We start from the raw sequence: 13,358 nt of genomic DNA, 5'->3' as shown, positions 1-13,358 counted from the left end.
GCTTAGTCGCCGGTGGAGAGGCTGTTGGCGAACGAGCCGGTCGAGGCCGGAGCCGCCTGGGTGACCGGGGCGTCCGACGCCTGTTCGGCGACGGGAGCGATGCGGCCGTTCTTGGGCGTGACCTTGGAGCCCGGCTGGGCGGCGCGCTGGAGACCGGCGATGATCACGCGGTCGGTCGGGGCCAGACCCGACTTGATCACGCGCAGACCCTGGACGATCGGCCCCAACTGGACGGCCTTGGCCGTGACCGAGCCGTCGGCGTTGACGACCGAGACGACGCGGCGCGACTGATCGGTGCCGATGGCGGTGTCCGGCACCAGCAGGGCGTCGTAGGAGCCGGCGCCCGCGACCTGGGCGCGGCCGAACAGGCCGGGACGCAGGAAACCGTCGCCGTTCGGCACGATGGCGCGCATGCGGATGACGCCTGACGAGGTGTCCAGCGCATTGTCCGAGAAGTCCAGGCGACCGGTGCGGGTGAAGCCGCTCTCGTCCTGCAGGCGGATGCGGACCGGGGCGCCGTTGGCGGCGCCGCCGTCACGCAGATATTTCAGCAGGACCGCTTCCGACCCGTCGAAGACGAAGTGGATCGGGCCGCCCGAAATGATGGTGGTCAGGATGTCGCCCGCCGAGGAGCCGCCCGCGATCAGGTTGCCGGGATCGACGCGGCGATCGGAAACGCGGCCCGAGGTCGGCGCGGTGACCCGCGTATATTCCAGATTCAGCCGCGCCGTGCGCACGGCGGCGTTGGCGGCGGCGATATTGGCGGCGGCTGCATCGACGGCGGCCTTGTTGGAATCATATTCGGCCTTGGACACCGCCTGCGAGGCCAGCAGGGTCTCGCTGCGGGCCAGGTTGGCGCGGGCCAGGGTCAGTTGCGACTGCATCTGAGCGACCTGGGCCTGGGCCTGGGCCAGAGCGGCCTGGGCCGGACGCGGGTCCAGGGTAAACAGCAGTTGCCCCTTCTGGACCATCTGGCCGTCGCGGAAGTGGACGGCCTGGACATAGCCGCCGACCCGCGCCCGCACGTCGACGCTCTCGACCGCCTCGAAGCGGCCCGTAAACTCGTCCCAGTCCACCACCTTCTGCTGCAGCGGCGTGGCCACCGTCACCGGCGGGGCGCCGGGCGCCTGGCCTTCGGCCTTGGGGGAACATCCATATAGCGCGCCCGTCACCATGACGGACACGGCCGCAATCTTCAGCCCGCGCATCTGCGCAATCTCCCTGTCGGAGGTAAATCCCTGTCGTGCGGACAGAGGCCGATGGGGAGTCGGCCGTTGTCAACGCGTGGTGACTTAATGATGGGCGTCGTGACGCTTGTCAACACGCGTTGACAAAGCCATATGGTGTCTACGGTTATTGTTCTGTGGAGTGTCATCCCCTTGTTATGTCCCGGCCCACGCCCGAGGAACGCCGCTGCGACGCGCACGGCCATTCTCGACGCAGCACGCGAGAGATTCGCGGCCGAGAGCTATGACGACGTGGGCATGCGCGACATCGCCCGCGACGTCGGCGTCGATGCGGCCCTGATCAGCCGGTATTTCGGATCCAAGGACGATCTGTTCCTGGCGGCGCTGGACAGCTGCGGCGACGGCAGCGCCCTGATGTCGGGCGAAAAGTCCGATTTCGGCCGGTGCGTGGCCCATGAGATCGTGTTCGAACCCAAGAAGGCCGAGAAGCTCAAGGGCATGTCGATCATGCTGCGCTCCATCGGCTCGGCCAAGGCGGCGGACATGGTGCAGACCACCTGCACGGCCCGTTTCTTTGGCCCCCTGGAAGACTGGCTCAGCGGCCCGGACGCCACGGTGCGGGCGCGGCTGCTGGCGGGATTCATCATGGGCATGTCGGTCAGCCGCGAACTGGGCGGCGGCAGTTTCAATATCGAGCCGGCCGAATGCGAGGCGATGCGCGACCGGCTGGCGCCGATCCTTCAGTCCCTGATCGACGGCTGATCACGCCCCCGAAATGAAGAAGGGCGCGGAGGTCGCCCTCCGCGCCCTTTGTCTTGTCCGACGACCGGCCCTTAGTGCGAGGCGACCGTGGTCACTTCCGCCTTGGCCTTGGTGCGGGCGCAGGCGATGGCGAAGACGGTCAGGCCGACATAGCCCGCCATCGGCACCAGGAAGGCCGGCTGAAGGGCGCCGGCGGCGTCGGCGATGCGCGCCGCCACCTGCGGCAGCAGGGCGCCGCCGATGATGCCGAAGACCAGCAGGCCCGAGGTCGCCGAGGTCGGCGCCGTGGACCGCTCCAGCGTCAGGGTGAAGATGGTCGGGAACATGATCGAGTTGAACAGGCCGATCGACAGGACCGCATAGGCCGCCGTGGGTCCGCCGATCTGGCTGACCAGCAGGCAGAGCGCGGCCGCAGCGACGGTGCAGCAGGCCAGGACCACGCCGGGCGACACGCGCGACAGCACCCACGAGCCGATGAACCGGCCGACCATGGCGCCGCCCCAGTAGAGGGCGACCATCTTGCCCGCCGTCTCGATCGGGGCGTTCAGGATGTCGGGGCTTTCCAGGAAGTTGGTCAGCATGCCGCCGATGGCCACTTCCGAACCGACATAGAGGAAGATCGCCAGGGCGCCGAAGATCGCCCAGGGCGAGGACAGGGCCTTCAGCGGCGAGACCGCCTCGGTCGCGGCCGGGGCCGCCACATTGATCTTCTTGCGGGCCGTGAAGATGAAGAAGGCCACGACGGCGAAGAAGGCGCCCATGCCCAGGAAGGCCATGTCGATGCTGCGCAGCGACTGGGTGCGGGTCGCGGCCGTGACCACGGCGCCGGCGGCGAAGACGCCCCCCGTCAGCAGCACGTGCGACCCCAGCCACGGTCCGACCGTGGTGCCCAGGGAGTTGAAGGCCTGCGACAGGTTCAGACGGCTGGACGCGCCCTTGCGGCTGCCCAGTTCGGCGACCAGCGGATTGGCCGCGACCTGAAGCAGGGTGACGCCCGAGGCGATCACGAACAGGGCGATCAGCACGCCGGGGTACCAGTCGGCGGCCGTGGCGGCCGGCACGATCAGACAGCCCGCCACCATGACCACCAGAGCGCCGATGATCGAACGGCTGTAGCCCAGCCGGCCCAGCACCGCCGCCGCCGGCAGGGACATCAGCCCATAGGCGATGAACCAGGCGAAGGTGGTCAGAAAGGCCTCGGCGTTGTTCAGATCGAACACCCGCTTCACCGCCGCGATCAGCGGATCGATCAGCGAGGTGGCGAAGCCCCAGGCGAAGAAGAGCGTGGTGACATAGGCGAAGGCCAGGGTCGTACCCTGGCGCTTGGCGGCCTCTGGAGCGGACATGAATTCCCCCTGCGGATAGAACTAAGGACGGCCGCGCTTTCCCCGCGCGGTTCTGGTCGCCTTGGTTCGGGCATCGCGGACGCGCCGTCCAGCGGAAAAACACAGGCTGTAACCAAACTTGGGCGGCGGCGACCAGCGGTGGGGGCGATAGGCCAGGGCCAAAAAGAAAGGGCCGCCTCGTTTCCGGGGCGGCCCAAGTTTGCTCAGGGGAGAAATCAGAAGCGGTAGTTCATGCCCACCGCGAAGGTCCGGCCGTAGCTCTGATAATCGATGGTCCGGCGCTCATCGCCGTTCTCGAAGGTCTTGAACGGCTCGTCGGTCAGGTTGTTGACCTGGGCCAGGATGGACAGGCCTTCCAGCGGACCCGACAGGAACTCGTAGCCGACCTGGGCGTCCACGACGGTTTCCGCCGCGACCGAGCGCAGGGTGCGGCCGTTGCCGAAGCCGGCGACCTCGCCCAGGAAGTCCGAACGGTAACGACCCGAGACGCGCGCCTGGAAACCGTAACGCTCATAGTAGAGCGTGCCGTTGACGACGGTTTCCGACAGACCGGGAAGGGCGGTCGGAGGCTGGGTCGGATCCGGCTGAACCTCGCTGTCGGTGGTCGAGGCGCTGAAGACGCCGCCGAAGCCTTCCAGCATCGGATGGAAGATGTCGAACGGCGCCGACACTGAGAATTCGAGCCCCTTGATCCAGCCGCCATCGCCATTGTCCGGCGCCCCGACCAGCCCTTGACGCAAGGCCGGCTCCGGGTTGGTCGGCGAGATCACGCCGATCGGATAGCCGGTGAAGTCGAATATCTGGTTGTGGTTGTAAACATAGGATTCGAGATACTTGTAGAAGGCCGCCACCGAGACATAACCCTTGCGGTTGGCGAAGTACTTCTCGAACGAGACGTCGGCGACATCGGCGATATAGGGCCGGAGCTCGGGATTGCCGCCGCCGCCGCCCCACGGCGAACGATTGATGTCCGTCGATTGGGCAAGGCTGGTGTTGTAGCTGTAGTTCCGCGAGGCGCGCATGTCGTCCATCCGCGGCCGCGCCAAGGTGCGCGAGGCAGCGAAGCGGGCGAACATGTCGTCGCCGACCTCAAGGATGAAGTTCGAGCTTGGCAAGATTTCCAGATAGTCGACTCCGCCGCTGACGGCGAGCGTTTCCGACACGCCGGGTGAGACTTGGCGGGCCGAGAACCCATCGGACATCTGATCGGTGTAGACGAACTGCATTCCGACATTGCCGGTCAGAGGCAAGCCAAACAGATAGTGGTCAATGTTGGCGCGGACATAGGCGGTCGAGACCTTTTCCGTCACTTCCCAGTTGCCGGCGGCGACGTCGGCATTGGGGTTGCGAACCAGGTCGAGCAGGCCGCTGTTGACCACGCCCAGCGCGTCGTAGCTGAGCACCTGTGAGATGCCGAGGTAGCCCAGGTCGGTCGGCGCCAGCAGATATTCCGACGGCACGAACAGGTCCCCGCCGCCCGGGACGCCGATGTAATACTGGTCGTTGACGAAGGTCTTGTTGCGCTCCGAATAGTTGAAGCCGAAGTCGATGGACTTGAACGGGCTCTGGTGCAGAGTGCGGTTGGCCGTCAGGCGAACGGCCTTGATCTCATCCTCGATGGACGGGGTGTTCATATAGCCGACCTGGCCACCCGCGATGACGTCAGAGCCCCAGCCCTGGGCCGAAGTGATGCGGATCAGGCTGGCGTCAGCGTAGTCGAGCTGGCTGGTGAAACGGGTCACCCCGTCGTCGGTCAGTTCGAAGCCCAGGGTGTCGAGGGCGCCGTTGATGTTGCGGCCCGTGCCAGCGTTGGTCTCGAGGATGATGTCGTTCCGCTCGACCTTCGAATAGTTGACGTCGAGAGCCAGGGTCCAGTCGTCGTTGGCGACGAACTCGGTGTTCCAGCCCAGGGCGGTGATATTGCTGTCGCGCTTGTTCAGGTCGTTGCGGACGACGCCCTTGATGTTGTCCCAGGTGCCGGCGACGATCATGCCGTCTTCGACCGTGTAGCCGGCTCGCAGCGAGGGCGCCGGACGGCAGAGCGACGACGGCACGTTCACTGTGCAATCCCCGGACGAACCGCCCCAAGCCAGCGGGAACTCGATGCCGCGCAGGACCTGGGTGTTCTTGAACTCGGAATAGAAGGCGTCGATCGTCGAGTGGATGCGGTCGTTCGGACGCCATTCCAGCACGCCCATATAGCCGTCGCGCTCCAGCTCCGACGACATGACATAGGGTTTGACGCCGCCGGTCAGCAGATTGCCGTCGGAATAGTTCGGATAGCCCCAGGCGTTGAACCGCTCGGACTGATAGGGCGAGCTCATGTGGGCGTAGCCCAGGGCGACGCCCAGGGTGCCGTCCATGAACTGGTCGATATAAGAGACGGTGTAGCGGTCGCCGCTGTCGGTCGTGCCCGAGTTCAGGGCGCCGATGTCGTTCCATTCGTGGCGATAGTTCACCGCGATGGCCTGACGGCCATAGGCCAGGGGCCGGACGGTGCGCAGGTCGACGGTGCCGGCCAGGCCCTGGCCGATCAGGGCCGCATCCGGGGTCTTGTAGACCACGACGCTGCCCAGCAGTTCCGAGGGGAACTGGTCGAACTCGACGCCGCGGTTGTCGCCGGTGGTGACAAGTTCGCGGCCGTTCAGCAGGGCGGTGGTGAAGTCCGGGCCGAGGCCGCGGATGGAGATCTGCTGGCTGCGGCCGTCGAGGCGCTGCATGGTCACGCCCGGCAAGCGGGCCAGGGATTCGGCGATAGAGACGTCCGGCAGCTTGCCGATGTCCTCGGCCGAAATGACTTCCACGATAGAGGTGTTGTTGGCCTTGGCCGAGATCGAAGCCTCGATCGAGCGACGAATGCCGGTGACGACGATTTCGCCGACTTCCGCAGGCTGTTCGTCGGCCTGGGTCGTCGCCGCGGCGGTTTGCGCCTGGGCGCTGCTGACGGCCACGAGCGCGGCGGCGCCGAATGCGGCGCCCGACAGCAGGCGCACGCGCCGATTAAGACGTTGAGACATTGTCATCCTCCCTGGGGCTGCCGCGATTCTGAATGTCGCAGCCGAAGCCTTCGCAAAAATATGCAAACATCTGGCATTCTTGCAAGCAGTTAATGCGAGGGGCGCATTTTCGCCGCACCCGAACCACCGCAAACAGCCCGTGAACCTTAGCGTTTCGGGAGAGTCATGCCGATTACTTGCTGCAATGCAGCATTCTAATCCGCGTTGACAGGGGCCGCCCGGACTGCAAAATCTTGCAAATCGATCTGGAAGGCTTTGCACTTTCTGGACAGGGAGAACGACAGGATGATCCTCGCCCGACAATGGAAGACCCCGGCGCGCGCCATAATCGCGGCGGCGGCGCTGTTCGCCTCGACTCCCCCCCTGCCCGTCCAGGCCCAGTCGGCCGCGCCGGACGTCCTGACCGCCCTGCGCCAGCGCCCGCCCCAGGACGAGGTCATCTATTTCCTGCTGCCCGACCGGTTCGCCAACGGCGATCCCTCGAACGACCACGGCGGCTATGCGCCCGAGCGGCTGAAGAGCGGCTTCGACCCGTCCGACACCGACTTCTATCACGGCGGCGATCTGGCCGGCGTGACCCAGCGGCTGGACTATATCCAGGGCCTGGGCGCCACCGCCGTGTGGCTGGCGCCCGTCTTCAAGAACAAGCCGGTCCAGACCCACGGGAACTACACGGGCGCGGCGCATCACGGTTACTGGATCACCGACTTCACGGCCGTCGATCCGCATTTCGGCGACGAGGCGGCGATGCGCGCCCTGGTCGATGCGGCCCATGCGCGGGGCATGAAGGTCTATCTGGACATCGTCGCCAATCACACGGCCGACGTGATCCGCTATCGCGAATGCCCCGACCGGCCCTGCGAATACCGCAGCCGGGCCGACTATCCCTACACCCGCCGCGGCGGGCTGGACGGGGCGGCGATCAACGAGGGCTTCGACGGGCGGGACTTCTCGCGCCTGACCCGGCCCGACTACGCCTACAGCCCCTATGTCCCGGCGGGCGAGGAGACGGCCAAGGTTCCGGCCTGGCTGAACGACCCGATCCACTATCATAACCGGGGCGACAGCACCTTCGCCGGCGAAAGCTCGCTGGACGGGGATTTCGCCGGTCTGGACGACCTGCTGACCGAGGATCCGGTCGTGGTCCAGGGCATGATCGACATCTTCGGCGGCTGGATCGACAAGTACGGGATCGACGGCTACCGCATCGACACCGCCCGCCACGTGAACCCCGAGTTCTGGCAGGCCTTCATCCCCGCCATGCTGGAGCGGGCGCGGGCCAAGGGCATCCCGAACTTCCACATCTTCGGCGAGGTCTATGACCCTGACCCGGCGGTCACGGCGCGGTTCACGCGGGTGGACGCCTATCCGGCCGTGCTGGATTTCCCGTTCCAGAAGACCGCGGTCGACGTCGCCTCGGGCAAGTCGGGGACCGACGCCCTGGCCAAGTTGTTCGCCGCCGACGCCATCTACGCCAAGGGGGCGGAGACGGCCGCCATCCTGCCGACCTTCCTGGGCAACCACGACATGGGCCGGGTCGGCTTTTTCGTGAAACAGGCCAACCCGACCGCCGACGACGCCGAGATCCTGGCGCGGGTGAAACTGGCCCACGCCCTGATGATGTTCAGCCGCGGCGTGCCGACCCTCTATTACGGCGACGAGCAGGGCTTCGCCGGCGCCGGCGGTTACGGAAACTCACGCCAGGACATGTTCGCCAGCCAGACGGCCGTCTATGCGGCGGAGCGGCCCATCGGCGGTCGCCAGCCGGCCTATTCGACCGAAGCGCCCCTCTATACGGCCATCGCCGAGATGGCCCGGATCCGCGCCGCCGAACCGGCCCTGCGCCACGGCCGTCAGGTCGTCCGCGTCGCCGGCGACACGCCGGGCCTGTTCGCCATGTCCCGCATTGACGAGGCCGGCGGCGAAACCCTCGTCCTGTTCAACACATCGACCGCCGAAGTCACGGCCCAGGTCGAGGTGGAGCCCGGCTCGCGGCGGTGGCAAGCTGTTCGCGGCGACTGCGCGGCCGAGGCTTCGGCCCCGGCCAGCTACGCCGTCCGCATCGCCCCTCTCGACTATCTGATCTGCAAGAGCACGCCCCAGTGAACGCCCACACCCTCGATCTCGCGACCGCCGCCCGACCGGCGACCGCCCACACTGAATGGTGGCGGGGTGCGGTGCTGTACCAGATCTATCCGCGCAGTTTCGCCGATGCGAACGACGACGGGGTGGGCGACCTGAAGGGGATCACCCAGCATCTGGACCATGTCGCCTCGCTGGGCGTGGACGGGATCTGGCTGTCGCCCTTCTTCACCTCGCCGATGAAGGACTTCGGCTATGACGTCGCCGACTATTGCGACGTCGATCCGATCTTCGGAACCCTGGCCGATTTCGACGCCCTGGTGGCGCGGGCCCACGCGTTGGGTCTGAAGGTGGTGATCGACCAGGTCTTCTCGCACACCTCCGACGAACACCCCTGGTTCCTGGACAGCCGCGCGTCGCGCTCCGGCCCGCACGCCGACTGGTACGTCTGGGCCGACGCCAAGCCGGACGGATCGCCGCCGTCGAACTGGCAGTCGGTGTTCGGGGGGCCGGCCTGGACCTGGAACGCCCGGCGCGGCCAGTATTACATGCACAACTTCCTGGCCTCCCAGCCGCAGCTGAACGTGCGCAATCCGGCGGTTCAGGACGCCCTGATCGAGGCCGCGCGCTTCTGGCTGGATCGGGGGGTGGACGGCTTCCGGCTGGACGCCATCAACTTCTCCATCCACGATCTGAAGCTGACCGACAATCCGCCGATCAACGACGGCAAGAAACGCACCCGGCCGTTCGACTTCCAGGACAAGATCAACAACCAGAGCCAGCCGGAGATCATCGGCTTCCTGAACCGAATCCGCGCCCTGACCGACAGCTACGAGGGCCGGTTCACCGTCGCCGAAGTGGGCGGCGACCACGCCGACCGCGAGATGAAGGAATACACCGCCGGGACCGACCGCCTGCACTCGGCCTATGGCTTCCTGTATCTCTACGCCGACACGCTGAAGAGCGAACTGGTCGCCCAGGGCGAGACCATGTGGCCGGATCGGCAGGGCGAAGGCTGGCCGTCCTGGACCTTCTCGAACCATGACGCGCCGCGCGCCGTGTCGCGCTGGGCCCAGGGCCGGGACCGCAAGGCCTTCGCCGAGATGGCCCTGCTGCTTCTGGTCTGCCTGCGCGGGAACGTCTTCGTCTATCAGGGCGAGGAACTGGGCCTGCCCCAGGCCGAGGTGCCGTTCGAGCGGCTGGTCGATCCCGAGGCCATCGCCAACTGGCCCGAGACCCTGGGCCGCGACGGCGCCCGCACCCCCATGCCCTGGCATGCGGACCAAGCCAACGCCGGCTTCTCCACCGTCGAACCCTGGCTGCCGGTCGATGCGCGCCATCTGCCGCTGGCGGTGGATGCGCAGGAGGCCGATCCGGCCTCGACCCTGCATGTCGCCCGCCGGATGATCCGGCTGCGTCATCAGCATCCGGCCTTGCGCTACGGCGGGATGGCGCCGATCGAGACTTCGCACCTGCTGGTGTTCGAACGACAGGAGCGCGGCGGGAGTGGAGAGCGGCTTTTGTGCGTCTTCAACCTGGGCCGCGATCCGGTCGAATGGCGCCCGCCCGTCGACGCGACGCGGATCGAGGCGATCAACTGGACCGAGGCCGACGGCTCCACCCTGCCCCCGCTCGCCGGCCTGGTCTTCAGACTGGCATGAGCCGGTCAGCCGCCACAGGTCTCGCGCACGATCAGATCGGTGGGAACGCGTTCCGACCGACCGGCGGTCGCGCCCCCGTGGTCCAGCAGTTTGGACACCATCAGCCGGCCGGCCTTCATCGTGTCCTGGGCGATGGTGGACAGGGCCGGGCGCGAGTAGCGGCTGAAGGGCACATTGTCGAAACCGATCACCGAGACGTCGCCCGGCACCGTCAGCCCGGCATGCTCCAGCGCGCGCACGGCGCCCAGGGCGATCTGGTCGGAGGCCGCCACCACGCCGTCGAACCGCACGCCCCGGCGAACCAGGGCGTCCACGGCCGCCTCGGCGGACTCGACCTCGAAATGGGCGGGCACGATCAGTTCGGCGTCCACCGACAAGCCCGCCGTCTCCAGCGCCTCCAGATAGCCCCGGTGCCGCTGCATAGCCTCCGGCGGATCGAGGTCGCCCAGGAACACGATCCGCGTGCGCCCCAGCCGCGCCAGATGCGCGGTCGCCCGGCGACCGCCCGAGAAGTTGTCGGAGCCGATGGAGCAATAGTCCTGTTCCGGCAGGTCGGCGCCCCAGACCACGAACCTATGGTCGCCCGCCGCCAGCCGGTTGAAGGCGCCGTGCAGGCTGGACTGGCCCAGGAAGATCACCCCGTCGGCGCGGCTGGTGTTCATCGCAGCCGCCAGCTCGTCATAGGTGGCGGGCGAAATATGGCTCATCAGCAGGTCGCAGCCGCGTTCGCGCGCCGCCTCGCCCACCCCGGCCAGCAGCTCCAGAAAGAAGGGGTCGGAGATCCGGCCTTCCCGTCCCTGGGGTCGCGGCGTCACCAGGGCGATCGTACCCTGGGCCCCGATCGGGCCGGCGGGCATGTAGCGGCGGAACGGATAGTCGTGCTCCTTCGCCAGCTTCCAGATCAGTTGTTTGGTGCGGTCATTGACGGCGGGGCTATCGTTCAGCGCCCGGGAGGTGGTGGCGACCGACACGCCGGCCAGGCGCGCGATGTCTTCAAGTCGAGTGGTCTTGCGGCTCAAGGTCGCGGGTCCCCAGCACAGCCTGTTCTGACTGCAAATTTTTCTGCAAACATTTCAGCCACCGTTCGCAGCGGTTGGCAAGAGGCGGCGTAACGGAGTTCACATGATGCAGCGCAGATCCTTCCTGGCCCTCGGCGGCGCCTCGATTCTGGCCTTCGGCGCCACCGGCGTTCGCGCCCAGACCACGCCGACCCACGCCCGCGCCAGCTCGCCCGGCGGCGTCCTGACCGTCGAGGCCTTCACCGACAACGACGGCCGGCCGATGTACGCGGTCCTGCGTCAGGGCCGGATGGTCGTCGCCCCGTCGAAGTTGGGCTTCCTGCTGACCGACGCCCCGGCGCTGGAGCGCGGCTTGGCGATCACCGCGGGTCAGCCCGTGACGGTGGACGAGACCTGGGAGCAGCCGTGGGGCGAGCGCCGCTTCATCCGCAACCATTACAACGAATGGCGCGTCAGCTACGCCGAGACCGCCGGCCTGCAACGCCGCGTCGACGTGGTGTTCCGCCTGTATGACGACGGCCTGGGCTTCCGCTACGAATTCCCGGACCAGGCCGCGCTGAAGACGGTCCGCATCGGTTCGGAGATCACCGAGTTCAACCTGGCCGAAAACGGCGAGGCCCTGTGGTGCCCGGCCTGGGAATGGAACCGCGAGGAATACCTCTACAGCCGCACCCCCATCGACGCGGTCGGCAGCGCCCAGACCCCGATGACGGTAAAGGGTCAATCGGGCCTGCACGTCTCGATCCACGAGGCGGCCTGCATCGACTACGCCGGGATGAACCTGCGCCGGTCGGAAGGCACGATGTTCCGCGCCCAGCTGACGCCCGGCCTGACCAACGCCGCCGTGGTGCGTCAGGCGCCGTTCCATACGCCGTGGCGGACGTTGCAGGTGTCGGACACCGCCGCCGGCCTGATCGAATCCAGCCTGATCCTGAACCTGAACGAGCCCAACAAACTGGGCGACGTGTCGTGGTTCAAGCCGATGAAATACGTCGGCGTCTGGTGGGAGATGCACCTGGAGCTGAAGAGCTGGAACTCCGGTCCCAAGCACGGCGCCACCACCGAGAACGCGATCAAGCACATCGACTTCGCGGCCAAGCACGGCTTCGGCGGGGTTCTGGTCGAGGGTTGGAACAAGGGCTGGGACGGCCAGTGGTTCGCCAATGGTTCGGACTTCAGCTTCACCGAGGCCTATCCCGATTTCGACATCGAGGCGGTCTGCGCCCACGCCCGGTCCAAGGGCGTGCAACTGATCGGCCACCACGAGACGGGCGGCAACGCCTTCCACTATGAGCAGCAGCTCGAACCGGCGATGGCCCTGTATGAACGCCTCGGCGTCCATTCGGTGAAGACGGGCTATGTGGCGGACGCGCAAGGCGCGCGCGTCGCCGGACCCAACGGCCAGATGGTGATGGCCTGGCACGAGAGCCAGGCGATGGCTCAGCACCATATGAAGGTCGTCGAGGCGGGCGCGCGTCACAAAGTGGCGATCAACGCCCACGAGCCGTTCAAGGACACCGGCCTGCGCCGCACCTATCCGAACATCATCAGCCGCGAAGGCCAGCGCGGCATGGAATATTCGGCCTGGGGCAATCCGGGCAATCCGCCCGAGCATGAGCCGAACCTGGTCTTCACCCGCCTGCTGGCCGGACCGATGGACTATACCCCCGGCATCTTCGGCATGGAGACACGCAGCCCCGGCGGGGTGCAGACGACCTGGGCCAAACAGCTGGCCCTCTATGTCGTCATCTACAGCCCGATCCAGATGGCGGCCGACCTGCTGATCAACTACGAGGCCAATCCGGCGCCGTTCCAGTTCATCAAGGACGTGCCCTGCGACTGGGCCGAGACCCGCGTGCTGGCGGCAGAGATCGGCGACTACGTCGCCATTGCGCGCAAGGACCGGGCGTCGGACGTCTGGGCCCTGGGCGCCATCACCGACGAGCATCCGCGCGTCCTGACCGCGCACCTCGACTTCCTGGACGACGGGCGGCGCTACCGGGCCGAGATCTACCGCGACGGCCCGGACGCCGATTATCGCGGCAAGCGCGAGGACGTCGTCATCGAGCAGCGCGAGGTGACGTCGGCCGACGTCCTGACCCTGGCGCTCGCGCCCGGCGGCGGGCAGGCGATCCGCTTCGTGCCGCTGGGCCGGAGCCGTCGTCGATGAGCGGCATTCAGACCCTCTCCCGCTTGCGGGAGAGGTGGCCCGTCGATCGCGAAGCGATCCAGGGTCGGAGAGGGAAGTCTTCTGATGAAAGAGGACACTTCCCCCATCGTCAGG

8 protein-coding genes are annotated in these 13,358 nt (G+C 67.1%); 4 read left to right on the top strand and 4 right to left on the bottom strand.

The window, feature by feature from the left end; all coding sequences use genetic code 11:
• Nucleotides 1-2: 2 nt before the first annotated feature.
• Nucleotides 3-1,208, bottom strand: a complete 1,206-nt coding sequence (locus AC07NC_RS09560; protein ID WP_008260475.1) for an efflux RND transporter periplasmic adaptor subunit — start codon at nt 1,206-1,208, stop codon at nt 3-5.
• Nucleotides 1,209-1,340: 132 nt separating this feature from the next.
• Between AC07NC_RS09560 and AC07NC_RS09555 the strand changes: the two genes are divergently transcribed.
• Complete coding sequence (locus tag AC07NC_RS09555) at nt 1,341-1,949, top strand: TetR/AcrR family transcriptional regulator (protein WP_494569394.1); 609 nt, start codon at nt 1,341-1,343, stop codon at nt 1,947-1,949.
• A 71-nt stretch (nt 1,950-2,020) separates the two neighbouring features.
• On the opposite strand, the gene AC07NC_RS09550 is transcribed toward AC07NC_RS09555, so the two are convergent.
• Both AC07NC_RS09550 and AC07NC_RS09545 read right to left on the bottom strand, forming a co-directional pair.
• Complete coding sequence (locus tag AC07NC_RS09550; RefSeq protein WP_008259895.1) at nt 2,021-3,295, bottom strand: sugar MFS transporter; 1,275 nt, start codon at nt 3,293-3,295, stop codon at nt 2,021-2,023.
• Nucleotides 3,296-3,510: 215 nt separating this feature from the next.
• Nucleotides 3,511-6,312 (bottom strand): TonB-dependent receptor, encoded by a 2,802-nt coding sequence (locus tag AC07NC_RS09545; RefSeq protein ID WP_494569393.1) that lies wholly within the window; start codon nt 6,310-6,312, stop codon nt 3,511-3,513.
• A gap of 285 nt (nt 6,313-6,597) precedes the next feature.
• Between AC07NC_RS09545 and AC07NC_RS09540 the strand changes: the two genes are divergently transcribed.
• Together AC07NC_RS09540 and AC07NC_RS09535 are read left to right on the top strand one after the other, a co-directional pair.
• Nucleotides 6,598-8,418, top strand: coding sequence for an alpha-amylase family glycosyl hydrolase (locus AC07NC_RS09540; RefSeq protein ID WP_494569392.1), 1,821 nt, complete (start codon nt 6,598-6,600; stop codon nt 8,416-8,418).
• Entirely contained in the window at nt 8,415-10,055 is a 1,641-nt protein-coding gene (locus tag AC07NC_RS09535; RefSeq protein WP_494569391.1) for an alpha-amylase family glycosyl hydrolase, read from the top strand. The genes AC07NC_RS09540 and AC07NC_RS09535 overlap by 4 nt, the downstream gene beginning before the upstream one ends.
• A gap of 5 nt (nt 10,056-10,060) precedes the next feature.
• On the opposite strand, the gene AC07NC_RS09530 is transcribed toward AC07NC_RS09535, so the two are convergent.
• Nucleotides 10,061-11,113 (bottom strand): LacI family DNA-binding transcriptional regulator, encoded by a 1,053-nt coding sequence (locus AC07NC_RS09530; protein WP_232216275.1) that lies wholly within the window; start codon nt 11,111-11,113, stop codon nt 10,061-10,063.
• Between the two features lie 64 nt (nt 11,114-11,177).
• Here AC07NC_RS09530 and AC07NC_RS09525 point away from each other — a divergent pair, with 64 nt between their 5' ends.
• Nucleotides 11,178-13,244, top strand: coding sequence for a glycoside hydrolase family 97 protein (locus AC07NC_RS09525; RefSeq protein WP_494569390.1), 2,067 nt, complete (start codon nt 11,178-11,180; stop codon nt 13,242-13,244).
• Nucleotides 13,245-13,358: the final 114 nt, after the last annotated feature.

The sequence above is a fragment of the Brevundimonas sp. GW821-FHT10A07 genome (assembly GCF_059415785.1).
Note: the sequence above shows the minus strand (reverse complement) of the source record. Positions and strands in the feature narration are given on the sequence as shown.